This is a genomic window from Acinetobacter sp. NigerLNRRAM0016 (assembly GCF_054112845.1).
On sequence record NZ_JBSYVT010000016.1, the window covers coordinates 35246 to 51736 of the forward strand.

A 16491-nucleotide genomic window follows, 5' to 3' on the forward strand; every position below is an offset into this window, starting at 1 on the left:
AACCAAGCGATAATAACAAACGTGGGAACTAGCAGTATGTCAGCGCGTACTGCTTTTTTAACTGAAGCAGAAATAAAATGAAGATACTTGAGTGAGCGAATATCGCTATTTCCCAAAATAAAGTTCGACTTTTAAACCACCATAACTAGAAGCTAAAAACTGCATGTCTGCCTGATGTAATTGCACAATCTTTTTACAAATGGATAAGCCTAGTCCCGAACCCGTGGTTTGACTGCCCAAAGCCCGATAAAAACGCTCGCCTAGACGCGAGATTAATGCTTGATCCAATCCCTGCCCTTGATTTTCTATGCACAGATAGATCTGCTGTTGTCTTATTCCAACAGTTAAATATACCGTTCCATATGATGGGCTATAACGAATTGCATTGTCCAACAGATTACGTAAACAGGTTGCCATCAGTTCAGGATTGACCTCAATCTGTGCTGATTCCAATTGAGTCTGAAGCATAACCTGCTTTTGCTGCCTGAAGATTTCCAAACTCTGCCATACCTGCATCACCAATTCGCTTAAATCCAGTCGGGATTTCGGTAACTCTGCGGTTTCCGTTGGGTCCAGTCGGGCCAGTAATAGTAAATTCTCCAGCACTTGCGTACCACGACTCACATCTTGCTGAATCAATTGTAATTCTTGGGTAAATTGTGGCTGATCTTGATATTTTCGTTGTAACACCTGCAAGCGCAATTGAATTGCCGACAGTGGTGAACGTAATTCATGAGAAGCGTCTGCGGTAAAACGCTGTTCTGCCAGCAATGACTGTTGTAAACGATTTAATAATTGATTCAGCTGCGAAACAATCGGCTGTAACTCTTTAATCTCAGGCTGATTGCTCTGAATCGGGCTTAAATCTTGCGCACTTTTATTGGATATTTTCTGTGACAAAATCTGCATGACTTTAAACTGACGCCCAATGGCAAAATAAGCAAACAGCCACTGCAACAACCACAGCGCAATTAACAACACTGCATAAATCAGAAAACTGCTCAGCACCTCTTCAAAGCGAACTTTCAGCGGTTGATAGATCACCACCTGCATTCCTGTTTCTGAATTTGAGGTCTGGTAACTGCGCCAAAACTGCTGCTGATACCAGACATAATCAAAATGATCATGCTGTTGCTGTGTCACATCAACCACAGGTGCTAGGTCAAAGTTTTCCGACTGTGCCAGTAGTTGCTGTTGATGCAGCAACTGATATTGCAGATCAAACTCTTCACTCAATTGCGTAATTTGCGACTGATTTGAGGCTTGCTGATCTCCGATCAGTAATGCATCGGCAATTTCATCCATCAGCTCATCTTGCAAATTCATGCTTTGATACAGGGCAATGCCGACCAGTAAAATAAAAGCAATTAAACCTGCTGCCACTGAACTGAGTACCGAAGTTTTCACTAACTTCTGTTGGAGTGAAATCGCCTTGCTCGACATTTACGGCTCCTGATTCATTCGGTAGCCCAGCCCCCGAACGGTTTTAATATATTGAGCCCCAATCTTCTTACGCAGTTGATAAATAAACACCTCGATGGCATTACTTTCAATTTCCTCGCCCCATGCATAAAGAGATTCTTCCAACTGCTCGCGTGTCACAATATGTTCAGGCTTTTGCATTAATTTAAATAAAATCTGGAATTCTTTGGCAGTCAGATGGATGAGTTGTCCATCTTGATGCACCACTTTGGCTTGCGGGTCGAGCTGCAAATTGGCAAAAGTTAAATACGGTCCTATCGACACCTGTTGCTGTAAGCGCAATTGCGCCCGCACCCGTGCAGACAACTCTTCCAGACTAAAAGGTTTAACCAAATAATCATTGGCGCCTAAATCCAGCCCTTCAACACGGTCATGAATACTGTCGCGTGCGGTAATAAAAATGACAGGCACACCCTGCTGATTTGTTCTGATCGATTTTAAGATGTCATCGCCAGTGGCTTGCGGTAAACCACGATCCAGCAAAATACAATCATAGTGATGCTGCGCCACGGCATGGATCGCATAATCACCACGATCAACCCAATCGACACTATACCCATCCATTTCTAACCAAGCCTTTATACTCTCAGCTTGAGAAGCATCATCTTCGGCTAATAATATTCGCATCAGCTATTCTCATCGTATAGGCGTATTCGACATGCCTTGATCTGGTTCCAAATACAAAAGCCACATGATGTATGTGGCTTTTAGAAATTCACGAATCACTTAAAACTTGACGCTGTCCACATCAATTTCAACCCGCTTTGCTGGACGATAATCGATATCGACCTCACCCGTGATAGTGACAGGTGTTTTGGCAGAGATTGGTTGACCACGCCAGAGTTCATCATCAATATCAACAGTGATTGATCCAGTCGCATCTTGGAACTGATATTTCTCATCCCCCAGTGCTTTGACCACAAAACCTTTCAATTGCACGGGTGTATCATCTTTTAAACTCAGTGCATGCTTGACTGTGGTCTGGGTAGGTGCAATGGCTTGCTGATTCACAGCGGTATTGGCAATCGCAAAACTACTCAAGCTACCGAGTAGCAATGTCATGGCTGTTGTTTTCGCAAGTTGTTTCATTACTTCGCCCTCATATTCAAGTCTTGATTTACTTAAAGTGATTAAAACAGAACTACATGAGTTGAATCTTATGATAAGATGCGTCCAATTCAGAAAATTTAAAGTCCTGATGAAGATCAAGTTTATTGGCTAACTTGGCTGATGCATCCCACTGAATGCATCACGTTGATACTTGTCGTTGAAGCTGGAATTAATTTAAAGGAACCACTCTTAGTACTTCTTCAAGTGTGGTCATGCCTGCAATCACCTTACGTGCGCCTGCAATTCTTAAAGGTTCAATACCCTCTTTTTTCGCCTGCTGGCGTAATTCAGTCAGATTGGCATTGGCGCCAATCAATTGCTTGGTGCTTAAGCTGAGTGGCATGAATTCGTAGATTCCGACACGCCCTTTATAACCTGTATGACGACAGGCTTCACAGCCGACAGCGCTATACACTTTTTCAGGCATCTCCATAATGTAGTCAAATGTAAGGTGTTCCCACTCATTTTCATTAATCTGGCTTTCTTGCTTACAATGCGGACAAAGTTTACGTACCAAACGCTGTGCCAGTACCCCCAGAATAGTCGCTGCCGTTAAAAACGGTTGCACGCCAAGATCATGCAAACGGGTTAAACTCGAAGGTGCATCATTGGTATGCAATGTCGAGAGCACCAAGTGACCCGTCAGCGCAGCCTGAATTGCCATGTTTGCCGTATCGTGGTCACGGATTTCCCCGACCATAATAATGTCAGGGTCTTGACGCATTAAGGCACGCACCCCATCAGCGAAACCCAAATCAATGGCAGTATTCACCTGCATTTGGTTAAAGCTCGGTTCGAGCATTTCAATCGGGTCTTCAATGGTACAAACATTGACTTGGTCGGTTGCCAATTGTTTCATGGAAGAATATAAGGTTGTGGTTTTACCTGAACCTGTTGGTCCTGTAACCAGAATAATACCGTGACTATGTGCGGTCAGGTTTTGCCACTCATTGAATAAATTGCCTTCAAAACCCAGTTGTTCGAAACTGCGAACCAATACCTCTGGGTCAAAAATACGCATCACCAGTTTTTCACCAAAAGCCGTCGGCAAGGTGGATAAACGCAATTCTGTTTCCTGACCTTTCGGTGTGCGGGTTTTTAAACGACCATCTTGTGGCTTACGTTTTTCAGCGACATTCATACGCCCCAAAATTTTGATTCGTGAAATAACCGCAGTGAGCGTATTGGCAGGCATGTTATAAATGGTATGCAGCACACCATCGATACGAAAGCGTACCTTGCCTGTATCTTTACGTGGTTCCATATGAATGTCACTGGCACCTTGCTCAAAGGCGAACTGTAAAATCCAGTCCACCAGTTTCACAATATGCTGATCATTGGCATCGGGGTTTTGGGTATCCCCCAATTGCAATAAGGCTTCTACCCCTTTATTTTCACGGTCATATGCGCTCGACTTCAGCGAGTTTGAAACGGCACGACTAACCTGATAGTACTCAAGCAAATACCGCTGTAATTGATCAGGACTCAGCAATACCCGTTGAATTTTTTTAGGCAGTAGACTGCGTTCTAAATTGCTTACCCATTCGGTTTTGTAAGGTTGATCGGTGGCAATTAAAACTTCATCAGGTTTCACTTCGACTGCAAGAATTCGGTTACGCACCGCAAATTCTTGAGACATGACATTGGTTAAAGCGGCAACATCAGCTTTAAGCGGGTCAATCACATATAAAGGCAATGTCGATTTATCTGCAAGCCATTGCATTAATCGATTGAGAGACAAGGTTGCTTGAGGATAGAGCTGATCTTTTAAATTAAAATTTGCAATCCACTGTAGAGGATGCCATTTCAGTTGCTCTCTTTGGCGATGAGTGGTTTGAACCAATAATTTCTCGCGTTCATCAATGCGTCCATCTTTAAATAATTGGTCTAAACACCATGTGGTATCAATTTCAAAATTAAAATTCATTGTTCTAAGCCTCAATGTCTAGCGACACTATAACAGACTTTATTTGCCCATTGTTTATTGGCTTTTCGTCGTTTAAACATGGATTAACACCCTAATATCCTTATATTTAAATCTCAGCATGAACTTTTGTGATCACAGTGTTTTTACATGAAATGTGGTATAAAGTAGAAAATATATTCAATATACGCATCATAAAAAATAATCCACATATTCAATAAAACCACACGGGCTTTAAAAGGTTTTTATACAGTATGCCAAATTCACTTTTTGATCTGACCATCCTTCAAGCTTCCTTTCAGGAACTGCTGACCATTATGGGAGCAGCTTTAGGTTGCGGCTTGCTGATTGGATTAGAGCGTGAACGCAGCAAACAACGTGAAAATCCGCGTAGCTTTGCAGGAGTACGTTCGTTTGTCATTTGTGCCTTGATGGGTGCGTTGTGTTTTGCTTTTGGCACTGCGCTGGGCATTGTCGGTGCTCTGATTATTGGCGCAATTACCGTGTTTTCAATTAGAAACCAAGTTGATGATTTAGGTATAACCACCGAACTGGCATTTGTGATGACCTATTTCATTGGCGCATTGTGTTTGTGGCATGCAGCATTTGCCGCAGGTCTATCCGTGATCTTAACCATCATTTTAATGTTGAAACATCCCATTCATGGTTTTGCCAGTCAATGGATCACGGAACGTGAATTTCGAGATGGCTTGTTCTTGCTCGCGCTTATTTTAATAGCCTTACCCCTCACTCCAAATATTCCACTGTGGGGAACCGTTCTTAATCCGCATGTCATTCTTAAACTGCTGGCTTTAATCCTTGCCGTACAAGCACTTGCACATATCGCAAAACGACTACTGTCCTCTCAAAATGCCCTGATTCTGTCAGCACTGGCGTCAGGCTTTGTATCAAGTACAGCCACCATTGCCAGCTTGGGCATGGAAGTTCGTGCAGGACGTGCTGAAGCTGTTCCCAATGCAGGTGCGGCCTTATTGTCTTGCGTAGCAACCCTGTTACAACTTTTATTGATTGTCGCAGGCATCAGTTTAACCTGGTTAAAACTGATTATTTTCCCTGCATTTGCAGCCATGACCATTTTAGTGCTCTGGGCACTTTGGTTAATGCGAAAGACCAAACCCTCAGCACCAACTGAGCATCCTGATGGACGTATGTTTAGCTTAAAAGAAGCCGCAATTATTGCTGCCACCCTAACCATTATTCAGGCGGCTGTTTATGGTTTAGGCTTGGTCTTGGGCGATGCAGGCTTGATTATTGGCACATTACTGGCTTCATTATTTGAACTGCATGCCGCTATGGCAGCCATCGTGGTGCAAGGTGGACCTGACAATTCAACCCTTGTCTATGCCCTAATTTTAGGGATGGCTGCACATGCGATTGCCAAATCGGTCAATGCCGCTCTCACAGGGGGCAGCAAATATGCATTCGCGTTTGCTCCTGCGCAAATTTTACATATGCTGGTGTTTGTCGCTTCATTATGGTGGCTCATCCGTTAGCACTGAATAAAACCTTAACAAGACATCCTTTTTAAAAATTTGTTCTCATGTAGAGCATCAGCAAGCTGCTTTATTTCATCAAAATGACACCATAATCAACTAAGCTGCATTAATTCTTATAAATATGATTTAAATCACATTAGATACAAAATTATTTGTGAGTTATTCAGTTCTATCACCAATTAATAATTAAGAATCATTTAGAATAACAACCTAATTCCATCCTCAATTTCTGTAGTCAAAGGTTCGTGCAATGACCGACATGGGTTTCAAAAGTTTTCATGATGCAGGACAAGCGGTCTTAAAATTTTTACATCAGCGCTTTGGTTTTGATTTATGGATGATTACCCGTGTTGAGGGTGAAGACTGGATTATCTTGCAAACAGAAAGCCATGGTTATGACGTCCATGCAGGTCAAGTCTTTCACTGGACAGATTCATTTTGCTCACAGATGGTACTGGGCAATGGACCTAAAATTGCGCCTATTTCTGAAGACATCCCTGCTTATTGCCAAGCCCCAATTGCACAACAACTTCAAATTAAAGCTTATATTGGTCAAGCACTGACCAAAGAAGATGGCAGTTTATTTGGCACACTCTGTGCCATAAATCCCGAACCTAAATCAGAAAGCTTAAAAGACGAACAAAACCTCATTGAACTGTTGGGCGATTTACTCAGTCAAATTTTACAGACTGAACTACGCGAAATTGAACAAACCCGTAAAAATGAGCGTTTACAAGCCGAAGCGCTTCGTGACCCCTTAACAGGGCTATATAACCGCCGCGCGTGGGATCAGTTTGTACTGGCCGAAGAAGAACGCTGTCAGTTGTATGGGCATCATGCCAGCGTATTTATGCTCGATCTCAACGATTTAAAATTCATGAATGATGTACATGGTCATGCTGCGGGTGATCAATTGATTCGACAGACCGCTACGACATTGACAGAAAGCTGCCGCAATACCGACATTATTGCTCGCCTTGGCGGTGACGAGTTTGCCATTTTAACGGTTGAAAATGACCTCGAAGCATCCGAAGCTCACCTCGCCCGCATCATAGAAAATTTAAACGCCAAGCAAATTAGTGCCGCAATTGGTTTTGCCTTGCGTGATCCTAGCGATGGCATTGTTGCAGCATGTTTGCAAGCCGACAAGAATATGTACCAAGACAAATTACAGCGTATTTAGGATCGGCTCTAAGGCAATCACTTCTAGCGTCTGAGCATGAATCACAAAACTGACATCTAAACTTGCAAATTTCATTTTATAAATACGTTCACTGTCTTCCTGATATGCAGGACGCGGGTCCAGTGACAGCACCTGCTCCAGTTCTTGAATACTCTGCAAAGTCGTTTGCTGCTTTGCGAACAACTGTTGCTGGTCTACCATTGCCTGTTCTGACCACTGTACCGTCATCCGCTGCGGTTCTTGCTGTGCATAACCACTTTCTGCATCTGTAACGGCATCTGAATACTGAATATAGGGCTTAATATCCAAAATTGGTGTGCCATTGAGCAAATCACTGCCAGTGACATATACCCGTACCGACTTGCCCTCTTTTTTTACCGCTTTGAGTTGCACCACCGACAGACCAATCGGTGCAGGACGATACATACTGCGTGTCGCAAACACCCCTATTTTTTTATTTCCGCCTAAACGCGGTGGACGAACTTGGGCACGAAACTGATCTTTTTTCTGCTGATTTTTATTGTCATGAAATTGCCACACCAACCAGAGATGACTGAATTCCTCAATCCCCTCAAATGCAGCTAAATCATTGTATGGGGGCTGCATTTCTATATAGGACTGCACCTGAACCAGATTGGGTTGTCGAGGAATTCCAAATTTTTCCTGATACGGCGAGTGCATAATTCCAATAATTGGCAGCTGAATTTCAGACATAATCACTTTTTCTGATAAGTTCAATTAAATATATTCAGTTTATCGAGAATGATTTTAGATTAGAATAGCAAGCTGTTCTAATTTGATAATTTATTGAGACCTTTCATGGCTGCTTTTAACGTCGAAAAGATTACTCACGTACACCACTGGAATGACACACTGTTCAGTTTTAAGACGACGCGTGATACCGCATTACGTTTTAAAAATGGTCAATTTGTGATGATTGGTCTTGAAGTCAATGGTAAGCCACTCATGCGTGCTTATTCTATTGCCAGTGCAAATTACGAAGAAGAACTCGAGTTTTTCTCAATTAAGGTGCCAGATGGTCCTTTAACTTCTATCTTACAAAAAGTAAAAGTGGGTGATGAACTTCTTGTTTCTAAAAAACCTACAGGTACTTTAGTACTTGATGACTTGAACCCAGGTAAAAACCTATACCTACTTTCTTCTGGTACTGGTCTTGCTCCATTCTTGGCAACCATTCGTGATCCAGAAACGTATGAACGCTTTGAAAAAGTAATCGTTGTGCATGGTACACGTTTCATCTCTGAATTGGCTTACCAAGACCTCATTTTAGATGAACTTCCAAACAATGAATTCTTCGAAGAATTAGGGATTAAAGACAAGTTGGTGTACTACCCAACTGTAACGCGTGAAGAATATCCAAACCAAGGTCGTGTTACGACAGCAATTGAGTCTGGTGAGATCTTCGAAAAAATCGGCTTGCCACGTTTCAACCCTGAAAATGACCGTGCAATGCTTTGCGGTAGCCCTGCATTCTTGAAAGATGTTGCTGCTCTACTTGACCAGCATGGCTTAAAAGAATCACCACGTATGGGTGAGCTCGGCGATTACGTGATTGAACGTGCTTTTGTTGAGAAGTAATTTGCAAAAGTAGATTAAAACCGAGGGATTCCCTCGGTTTTTTTTATATTTCAACTATTTAATTTTCCCTTAATTTGCTTATTTTTTAACCTAAAGAGCAAGGATTTGTCAGAAAATACGACAAAGCGACTTAAAAGAGTTGTACCAAACAACAAAAAAACCTATAATCGATCTCACAAACAGACAGGTCTGTCTAGTTTTAAAGTCCGTCTTTATTGAGCTGATGTTATTTATAATCAATCCAGAGGGTACTTTATAATAATTATAATAAATGACACAAGAAGGAGTTTAAGCTCCTCTAAAACATTAATATTTTAGACAGCTTCTGCTCGGGGCCGGCTAAAATATTAATATCAGGGAACTATCAGCGAGGCGTGAATACCATTATTGGTATTCACGCTTTTTTATTTGTCATGCGATTCAATTGATACAACCTAAACCGCATGGCAAATATTAATCGCCCATTAACTCTAACTGGATCAGTTTGTACACACGCTTCCAGTATTCATCAATTTTGACCATGCCCTTGTCCATCTGCGCCTGAATGGTCATGCCATCTAAAATGCTGGCTAACATTGTGGCTAATTGCAATGGCTGAGACACTCCCAACTTTTCTAACGCAAAACGCATACGTTCAGTTAACCATTCTTTATATTCCATCGCTGGCTGCATGGTCGAAGGATAAACCTTTGACACTTCCTCAACGGCTTTCTGGAACATACATCCATTGAAGTCGTCCATTTGGAACCAAGCGTGATACCAGTAAAAAATAGTTTTTATATGGTCTAAATATTCCTCAGCTGGACACTGAGCTATTGCTGCATCTAAAGATTCTTGTAAGTTCATATTTCTACGGTGTAAGCACTCTTCAATGAGTTTCGCCTTGGACGGAAAATATTTGTAGAATGTCATTTTAGCGACACCCGACTCACTAATAATTCGATCGATTCCAATCGAGTTATAGCTATAAGAATTAAAAAGATGAAGCGCAGTACTAATAATGTCGTCTTTTTTGGACATGCTATTTACCTACCAAACTTATCTTTAAGCAGAAGTGGGTCAAAATGGAGTAAAAAAGGGGCATCTTTTTTAAAAAATGAAACTGTTGAGTAATATTATATCATTATTTGAATCCGATGATTAAACTCATACACAATGTTTCGTATGTACCTATTATATAATAAAAAAATGATATTAGTGAAGCTGTACTCATAAATCTTTATAGCGTATTTAATTTTTTTTTAATATGATTAAATTTATTAAAATCTGAACTCTCTCTCATGAGTACACTTGCTTTTACCCAATCTGAAAATGCACGGTTGGAAGCTTTAAATTTTATCCGACAATCTGTTGAACACGCATCATGGGTGCAGCATGTCGAGCAAGTGAGTGCACTCAAACAACAAAGTATTCAGCATGCACTGTTCCAGCTTCCTATAATGGAACGTTTACACCAACAAGCACTGTCACTCGAACAGCTCAAGCTGATTCATATCAACTATTTTGCTGCCATTGTGAAAGTCTTTACCGATGCTTTGAGCATGCTGATTTATCAAACGCATCAACTGGAACAACATCCCAATATTCATCAACATCAACGCGTCCATGCCAAAGCACATGCGCGCTACTTACTCTCGCTGAATTTGATTGATGAATTGGGTTTTAATACTTTTGAGTTAGCCTTAAGTTCACCCAGCAAATCACACCTCGTGTATTTTATGGATTTACTGCAAGCATTAGAGATTGATCCGTTAAATGAACAAGCGGTATGCCCTGAGGCGTATGCCCTCAATCAATTTATTCAGTCACATTTAGACTCATACGATAATTTACTGTTAATTTTGGCGTGTGCAGAATTACAAGTAATTCACTATAGCGAAGCGCTGCGTATTAATTTGGAAAAATACGATCCACGTTTTAGCGAAGGCTATTATGCTTGCCACGGCATCGTCGATCACTCCGACAAACTAGCCAATGACGACAATCATGAAGATGATATCTGGGCTCTATTAACGCAAAGCTATCAAACTCAGCATAGAAAAGACTATCAAGCACTGGTGCAAGAATACCTCGATCTTTGGATGCAATTCTGGCAAAAAATGAATACTTTAAACGCTTAATCTCAAGCCAATATTTTTGAATAGAGCATAAGCGCTATTTCTCGCCTCGCCTTATAAGTGATTCATTTCTTTTCACAATTCTGTTCTATACGAATTCTGTGGCTTTACGTACTATAAGATTCAGAATTAAAAACTTAGCCCAAGACTCAATGACTTTCCCACAATTAAAATTTGAAGATTTTTTACATCCACGCCCACAACCAACAGGCATTGATGTGCAATGTAAATTACAACATTTCGCGTTAATTACTTATACACTTGACCCTGAACGCTTTGCACAGATTATTCCGCCAAGATTTAAATTAGACACGATTCAATATCAAGGTAAAGAACAGGCGCTGATGTCTGTAGTGCCTTTTATTGATGTGGATTTTACTTCTGCAGTCTACCCTTTTCCCAAGTTCACCATGGGACAAACCAATTATCGTGTCTATGTCATTGATCAGCAGACACAGGAACGTTGCGTTTGGTTTTTAGGCACAACCTTGGATTCATGGACGTTAATTGTGCCGAGATTACTGTGGCAATTGCCTTGGCATGCTGCTGTGTTCAATTTTGATTGCCAGCAAGATGCTGAAGGTTACTATCAACGCTATAAGATGCAAACCCAATCGGCATGGGCAAATGCGGAGTTAGAGCTTCGCCAATCCAAGCAGGATGCATGGCAATATACAGGCTTCCCAGATTTAGAAAGTTATTTAGTGTTTTTAACACATCCTTTGGCAGGCTTTTATCACCGTCGAGATGGGCAACTGGGCACCTATCGAGTTTGGCATGACCAATTACAGCTCAAACCAGCACAACTACTACACGCCAAATTTGACTTGCTGGATCGACTGAATTTAGTTTCCTTCAAAGATCAGTTGAACCCGTATAGTGTACTGGTTGAGCCCATGAATGAATTTACGATCTATCTTCCACCACAAGTCATTCGGTAAAAAAGAGAGCATTTTGCTCTCTTGTCTTTATTGGCATTCTTCCATTTTATCTATGGTTTTAGTGCTGTTTCGCTCAGCCAATGCCTGTTTAATGACTCGATAGCCGCCTGTTAAACCAAGTACAGACATAATCAATGCCACGAATAAATCTGGCAGTAAGCTGCCTGTACCAAAGACCCCAATCGCAGCAATTATCACAGCAATATTACCAATCGCATCATTACGGCTACACAGCCACACCGATTGCATATTGGCATCCCCATCTCTAAAGGCATATAAAATCACGGCTGCTATGACATTCGCGATTAATGCCAAGACCCCAATCGTACCCATGGTAATCGCTTCAGGCGGTATCCCCTGCAAGTAGCTATACCCTGTTTTGGCAATCACCACCAACCCAAAGCTTGCCATGGTGATGCCTTTTAGCAATGCGACGGTGGCACGCCAATATAAACTCGCTCCCAAGACCGCCAAGGAAATGGCATAGTTGACTGCATCCCCAAAGAAATCCAATGAATCTGCCCACAACGCAGATGAATGCGCATAAGCACCACCAATCAGTTCAACCACGAACATGGTCAAATTAATAATCAGTGCAATCCACAAAGCTGTTCTAAACTTACTATTCGGTTTAATTGGTGCGGGTTCATGACTACAGCTACACGCCATTTCCATACTCCTCATTCTGTATTATGCTTATTAAAAACTATGGACTCGCTCTAAGGTCAAGCCATGCAGCATTATTTAATCCATCAACTCGCAAAAAAAACTCAGTTGCCTGTAGATACGGTACGTTTTTACGAAAAAAGGCAGCTGATTACGCCAAGCTATCGCGCTGAAAATAACTATAAATATTATGATGAAGCAACCTTAAAACGCCTGCAATTCATTAAGCAATGCCGTGCTTTAGATATGTCACTGGCTGAAATTCAGCAACTGATTGAATTGATTAAACAACCGCAGCAAGGCTGCCAGATTGTCGATCAAATGATCGAACAACACATCCAGCAAGTTGAAAAACACATTGCCGAATTGATCTCATTTCAAAGCCAGTTACAGGAACTACGTCAATCCTGTTCCAGCAATACCACCATTGATCACTGCCAAATCTTAAAAAATCTAGGATTATCAGAATAAAACCGACCAATTTACTAGGTTGAATCCTTTTTTTATATCCATACAATAAAGCCATATTTTCTGTATGCCTTTATTCTGTCATGAGCATTCAACACGTTACCGAACTTCTCTCTCCTGCTGGTTCTCTCAAAAACATGCGCTATGCATTTGCCTACGGTGCCGATGCAGTCTATGCAGGACAACCGCGCTATAGCTTGCGGGTACGGAATAATGAATTTGACCATGACAATCTCGCCATTGGCATTCAGGAAGCACATGCTTTAGGCAAAAAATTCTATGTGGTGGTGAATATTCAACCACACAACACTAAGCTCAAAAACTTCCTTCGTGATTTATCCCCTGTGATTGCCATGCAACCAGATGCCTTGATTATGTCGGATCCTGGCTTAATTATGATGGTGCGTGAGCAATTCCCAGACATGCCTGTGCATCTTTCGGTACAAGCCAATGCCGTGAACTGGGCAACCGTAAAGTTCTGGAAAAACATGGGGCTGACCCGCGTGATTTTGTCGCGTGAACTCTCACTCGAAGAAATTGAAGAAATTAAAAACCATGTGCCTGACATGGAAATTGAAGTTTTTGTACACGGTGCATTGTGCATGGCCTACTCTGGACGCTGCTTGCTTTCAGGCTATATGAATAAACGTGACGCCAACCAAGGTGCTTGCACCAATGCCTGCCGTTGGGATTACAAACTGCATCAAGCGCAAGAAAATGAAACGGGTGATGTCATTCCCGTTCATCAAGTACAAGAAACCCAGTGCTGTAATAGTGATGTAGATGAACAACATGCTATTGCTCAAAACCAATGCGCTGAACCAGTCCTGCTACAACGCAATGAAGAAGACATGTTTGCTGCCGAAGAAGATGAACATGGCACGTATTTCATGAATTCTAAAGACTTGCGTGCCGTTCAGCATGTTGAGCGTTTGACCCAAATGGGGATTCACTCACTCAAAATTGAAGGTCGCACCAAATCTTATTTCTACTGTGCCCGTACCGCACAAATTTATCGTAAAGCCTTTGATGATGCGCTAGCAGGTAAACCTTTCGATCCTTCATTGATGTTACAGCTAGAAGGCTTGGCAAACCGCGGTTATACCGAAGGTTTTTTACGTCGCCATGTGCATAGCGAATACCAAAATTATGAAACAGGTTCTTCACGTTTTGATCATCAGCAGTTCTGCGGTGAAGTATTAGAGCGTCAGGGTGACTACATTAAAATTGATGTGAAAAACCGTTTTGTGGTGGGTGATACTCTCGAGTTGATGACCCCACAAGGTAATATTCAGTTTGTCCTGAGCGAAATCTTGGATAAAAAAGGCAATTCCATTCCTGATGCCAAAGGCTCAGGTCATATTGTCGATATTCCTGTGCCTGCCGATGTCGATATGCAATATGCCCTGCTAATTCGTAATCTGCCTAATTCAGAAATCGATATTTCAGCGTCTTCACTGGCGTATGTGGCTGGTTAAGTCATGGCTTTAAGAATCACGGATGCCTGCATCAATTGCGACATGTGCTTAGCAGAATGTCCGAATGATGCCATTTATGAAGGTCAGAAAATCTACGAAATCGATGTAGCACGCTGTACAGAATGTGTGGGTTTTTACGAACATCAAACTTGTATGGCGGTCTGCCCAATCGATTGTATTGAAGTTCATCCTGAACACATTGAAAGTAAAGCGGCATTAGAGGAGAAATTTAAAGCGCTGAATATTATTTAAAAATAAAACTGTTTTAACCAAATCTTGGGGGAAAACAATAAACAATAAAAAAAGGAACATCGGTGTTAGCGTCCTCAGTTCCTATAAAAAGTAAAAAGTTTAATAGCAAGCCAACATAACACAGTGTATGTTGGCTCTTTTTTATTACTGACCTGAACGGATCATGTAATCAAAAGCAGAGAGTGACGCTTTTGCACCTTCACCTGTCGCAATAATAATTTGCTTATACGGTACAGTGGTACAGTCACCTGCAGCAAATACACCTTTGACATTGGTTTCATTGCGTTCATTGATCACAATTTCACCACGTGGCGTAAGTTCAACGGCACTTTCTTTTAAGAAATCCGTATTTGGCAATAAACCAATTTGTACGAAAATCCCAGCCAATTCAACAGTATGCTCTACATCAGTTGCACGGTCTTTGTATTTCAAGCCTGTCACTTGAGCACCGTCACCCACCACTTCAGTAGATAATGCATTCATGATCACTGTGGCATTTGGCAAGCTGTTTAACTTATCTTGTAACACTTGGTCGGCACGCAGTTTAGTATCAAACTCAACCAAAGTCACGTGTTCAACAATACCTGCCAAGTCAATTGCCGCTTCTACACCCGAGTTACCACCACCAATCACGGCTACACGTTTGCCTTTGAACAACGGACCATCACAGTGTGGACAGTAGGCAACACCACGGGTACGGTATTCTTTTTCGCCTGGTACATTCATTTCTCTCCAACGTGCACCTGTTGAAAGAATGACGGTTTTCGATTCAAGTTTTGCACCATTTTCAAGCTCAACGGCCACCAAGCCATTCGCAGTTTGATCTGCACCAGTGATTTTATTCACACATTGCAAATTCATGATGTCTACGCCATATTCACGAACATGCGCTTCCATATCTTGAGCAAACTTAGGACCGACAGTTTTTTGCACCGTGGTAAAGTTTTCAATGTCCATGGTGTCCATGACCTGACCACCAAAACGTTCTGCCACAATACCCGTTTTAATGCCTTTACGTGCTGCATAAATTGCCGCAGTACCGCCAGCAGGTCCACCACCAATCACCAATACATCAAACGCATCTTTGGCATTTAATTTCGCTGCTTCTTTCTCTGCAGAGTTGGTATCCAGTTTGGCAATAATTTCTTCCAAAGTCATACGACCTTGACCAATGTGTAGCTCATCTTGGAATACCATCGGTACTGCCATGATTTTGCGTTGTTCCACTTCTTCCTGGAAGAATGCACCATCAATCATGGTTGCCGTCGAACCTGGGTTATAAATGGCAATCAGGTTCAAAGCTTGTACCACGTCAGGACAGTTATGGCAGCTTAAGGATACGAACACATCAAAATTTGATTTGATGTTTAAATCTTTAATTTGGTTGAGCACTTCTTCAGAAACTTTAGGTGCATAGCCAGATACTTGTAACAATGCAAGAATGAGTGAGGTAAACTCATGTCCCATTGGCAAACCCGCGAAGTGGACACGTGGTTGCTCTCCTGCTTTGGCAATCGCAAAGCTTGGACGACGACTATGTTCACCATCGAAGCGTGCTGTCACTTGGTCTGATAACACCGCAATTTCAGTGACCAACTCTTTAATTTTTTCAGATTTCTCTGAAGCATCTAAAGATGCAATAATTTCGATTGGGCTTTCAAGACGTTCTAAAAGTGTTTTTAATTGAGCAGAAGTATTTTGATCTAACATTGCTAACGACTCCAGTGGAGAGATAATTTAGTTGATGAATGCAT

At 41.7% G+C, this 16491-nt stretch carries 16 protein-coding genes; 8 read left to right on the forward strand and 8 right to left on the reverse strand.

What is annotated here, in order from left to right; translation table 11 throughout:
* Positions 1-105: 105 nt before the first annotated feature.
* From ACWQ4X_RS11330 to ACWQ4X_RS11345, 4 genes are all read right to left on the reverse strand, one after another.
* Positions 106-1443: a sensor histidine kinase gene (locus tag ACWQ4X_RS11330; protein ID WP_457903710.1), complete on the reverse strand. Its 1338-nt coding sequence runs from the start codon at positions 1441-1443 to the stop codon at positions 106-108.
* Positions 1444-2109 carry a response regulator transcription factor gene (locus tag ACWQ4X_RS11335; RefSeq protein WP_142769099.1) on the reverse strand — a complete coding sequence of 222 codons (666 nt, stop codon included), beginning with the start codon at positions 2107-2109 and terminating at the stop codon, positions 1444-1446.
* Between the two features lie 99 nt (positions 2110-2208).
* Entirely contained in the window at positions 2209-2571 is a 363-nt protein-coding gene (locus ACWQ4X_RS11340; protein WP_457903711.1) for a NirD/YgiW/YdeI family stress tolerance protein, read from the reverse strand.
* A gap of 190 nt (positions 2572-2761) precedes the next feature.
* A complete protein-coding gene (locus ACWQ4X_RS11345; protein WP_142769101.1) occupies positions 2762-4519 on the reverse strand; it encodes a GspE/PulE family protein in 1758 nt (585 codons plus the stop codon).
* A 251-nt stretch (positions 4520-4770) separates the two neighbouring features.
* On the opposite strand from ACWQ4X_RS11345, the gene ACWQ4X_RS11350 reads away from it, so the two are divergent.
* Both ACWQ4X_RS11350 and ACWQ4X_RS11355 read left to right on the forward strand, forming a co-directional pair.
* Positions 4771-6030: an MgtC/SapB family protein gene (locus ACWQ4X_RS11350; protein ID WP_457903712.1), complete on the forward strand. Its 1260-nt coding sequence runs from the start codon at positions 4771-4773 to the stop codon at positions 6028-6030.
* Between the two features lie 253 nt (positions 6031-6283).
* Entirely contained in the window at positions 6284-7216 is a 933-nt protein-coding gene (locus ACWQ4X_RS11355) for a sensor domain-containing diguanylate cyclase (RefSeq protein ID WP_457903713.1), read from the forward strand.
* On the opposite strand, the gene tsaA is transcribed toward ACWQ4X_RS11355, so the two are convergent.
* Positions 7202-7930 (reverse strand): tRNA (N6-threonylcarbamoyladenosine(37)-N6)-methyltransferase TrmO, encoded by a 729-nt coding sequence (gene tsaA / locus ACWQ4X_RS11360; protein ID WP_457903714.1) that lies wholly within the window; start codon positions 7928-7930, stop codon positions 7202-7204. The genes ACWQ4X_RS11355 and tsaA overlap by 15 nt on opposite strands.
* A 105-nt stretch (positions 7931-8035) precedes the next feature.
* Here tsaA and ACWQ4X_RS11365 point away from each other — a divergent pair, with 105 nt between their 5' ends.
* Positions 8036-8815, forward strand: a complete 780-nt coding sequence (locus tag ACWQ4X_RS11365; RefSeq protein WP_100241604.1) for a ferredoxin--NADP reductase — start codon at positions 8036-8038, stop codon at positions 8813-8815.
* Between the two features lie 453 nt (positions 8816-9268).
* Here ACWQ4X_RS11365 and ACWQ4X_RS11370 read toward each other — a convergent pair whose 3' ends face one another.
* Entirely contained in the window at positions 9269-9835 is a 567-nt protein-coding gene (locus ACWQ4X_RS11370) for a TetR/AcrR family transcriptional regulator (protein WP_457903715.1), read from the reverse strand.
* A 260-nt stretch (positions 9836-10095) separates the two neighbouring features.
* Between ACWQ4X_RS11370 and ACWQ4X_RS11375 the strand changes: the two genes are divergently transcribed.
* Positions 10096-10935 carry a hypothetical protein gene (locus ACWQ4X_RS11375; protein WP_374529007.1) on the forward strand — a complete coding sequence of 280 codons (840 nt, stop codon included), beginning with the start codon at positions 10096-10098 and terminating at the stop codon, positions 10933-10935.
* Positions 10936-11084: 149 nt separating this feature from the next.
* The gene (locus ACWQ4X_RS11380; RefSeq protein ID WP_457903716.1) at positions 11085-11873 is read left to right on the forward strand and encodes a DUF2071 domain-containing protein; all 789 of its coding nucleotides are present in this window, start codon (positions 11085-11087) and stop codon (positions 11871-11873) included.
* A gap of 27 nt (positions 11874-11900) precedes the next feature.
* Here ACWQ4X_RS11380 and ACWQ4X_RS11385 read toward each other — a convergent pair whose 3' ends face one another.
* Positions 11901-12542, reverse strand: coding sequence for a cation transporter (locus ACWQ4X_RS11385; RefSeq protein ID WP_457903717.1), 642 nt, complete (start codon positions 12540-12542; stop codon positions 11901-11903).
* A 63-nt stretch (positions 12543-12605) separates the two neighbouring features.
* Between ACWQ4X_RS11385 and ACWQ4X_RS11390 the strand changes: the two genes are divergently transcribed.
* The 3 genes from ACWQ4X_RS11390 (at position 12606) to ACWQ4X_RS11400 (ending at position 14737) form a co-directional block, all read left to right on the forward strand.
* Positions 12606-13010: a MerR family DNA-binding protein gene (locus tag ACWQ4X_RS11390; RefSeq protein ID WP_457903718.1), complete on the forward strand. Its 405-nt coding sequence runs from the start codon at positions 12606-12608 to the stop codon at positions 13008-13010.
* 80 nt (positions 13011-13090) lie between these two features.
* On the forward strand, positions 13091-14485 hold the full coding sequence (gene trhP / locus ACWQ4X_RS11395) for a prephenate-dependent tRNA uridine(34) hydroxylase TrhP (RefSeq protein ID WP_457903719.1): 1395 nt from the start codon (positions 13091-13093) through the stop codon (positions 14483-14485).
* A 3-nt stretch (positions 14486-14488) separates the two neighbouring features.
* The gene (locus tag ACWQ4X_RS11400) at positions 14489-14737 is read left to right on the forward strand and encodes a YfhL family 4Fe-4S dicluster ferredoxin (protein WP_100241610.1); all 249 of its coding nucleotides are present in this window, start codon (positions 14489-14491) and stop codon (positions 14735-14737) included.
* Positions 14738-14881: 144 nt separating this feature from the next.
* Here ACWQ4X_RS11400 and ahpF read toward each other — a convergent pair whose 3' ends face one another.
* Positions 14882-16447 carry an alkyl hydroperoxide reductase subunit F gene (gene ahpF, locus ACWQ4X_RS11405; RefSeq protein WP_457903720.1) on the reverse strand — a complete coding sequence of 522 codons (1566 nt, stop codon included), beginning with the start codon at positions 16445-16447 and terminating at the stop codon, positions 14882-14884.
* Positions 16448-16491 lie beyond the last annotated feature (44 nt).

What these genes read in the sequence shown, in the direction of transcription:
- ahpF (WP_457903720.1), bottom strand. Translation starts at nt 16,447, where the DNA reads ATGTTAGATCAAAATACTTCTGCTCAATTAAAAACACTTTTAGAACGT.
- ACWQ4X_RS11370 (WP_457903715.1), bottom strand. Translation starts at nt 9,835, where the DNA reads ATGTCCAAAAAAGACGACATTATTAGTACTGCGCTTCATCTTTTTAAT.
- trhP (WP_457903719.1), top strand. Translation starts at nt 13,091, where the DNA reads ATGAGCATTCAACACGTTACCGAACTTCTCTCTCCTGCTGGTTCTCTC.
- ACWQ4X_RS11345 (WP_142769101.1), bottom strand. Translation starts at nt 4,519, where the DNA reads ATGAATTTTAATTTTGAAATTGATACCACATGGTGTTTAGACCAATTA.
- ACWQ4X_RS11335 (WP_142769099.1), bottom strand. Translation starts at nt 2,109, where the DNA reads ATGCGAATATTATTAGCCGAAGATGATGCTTCTCAAGCTGAGAGTATA.
- ACWQ4X_RS11365 (WP_100241604.1), top strand. Translation starts at nt 8,036, where the DNA reads ATGGCTGCTTTTAACGTCGAAAAGATTACTCACGTACACCACTGGAAT.
- ACWQ4X_RS11340 (WP_457903711.1), bottom strand. Translation starts at nt 2,571, where the DNA reads ATGAAACAACTTGCGAAAACAACAGCCATGACATTGCTACTCGGTAGC.
- tsaA (WP_457903714.1), bottom strand. Translation starts at nt 7,930, where the DNA reads ATGTCTGAAATTCAGCTGCCAATTATTGGAATTATGCACTCGCCGTAT.
- ACWQ4X_RS11380 (WP_457903716.1), top strand. Translation starts at nt 11,085, where the DNA reads ATGACTTTCCCACAATTAAAATTTGAAGATTTTTTACATCCACGCCCA.
- ACWQ4X_RS11375 (WP_374529007.1), top strand. Translation starts at nt 10,096, where the DNA reads ATGAGTACACTTGCTTTTACCCAATCTGAAAATGCACGGTTGGAAGCT.
- ACWQ4X_RS11355 (WP_457903713.1), top strand. Translation starts at nt 6,284, where the DNA reads ATGACCGACATGGGTTTCAAAAGTTTTCATGATGCAGGACAAGCGGTC.
- ACWQ4X_RS11390 (WP_457903718.1), top strand. Translation starts at nt 12,606, where the DNA reads ATGCAGCATTATTTAATCCATCAACTCGCAAAAAAAACTCAGTTGCCT.
- ACWQ4X_RS11350 (WP_457903712.1), top strand. Translation starts at nt 4,771, where the DNA reads ATGCCAAATTCACTTTTTGATCTGACCATCCTTCAAGCTTCCTTTCAG.
- ACWQ4X_RS11385 (WP_457903717.1), bottom strand. Translation starts at nt 12,542, where the DNA reads ATGGCGTGTAGCTGTAGTCATGAACCCGCACCAATTAAACCGAATAGT.
- ACWQ4X_RS11330 (WP_457903710.1), bottom strand. Translation starts at nt 1,443, where the DNA reads ATGTCGAGCAAGGCGATTTCACTCCAACAGAAGTTAGTGAAAACTTCG.
- ACWQ4X_RS11400 (WP_100241610.1), top strand. Translation starts at nt 14,489, where the DNA reads ATGGCTTTAAGAATCACGGATGCCTGCATCAATTGCGACATGTGCTTA.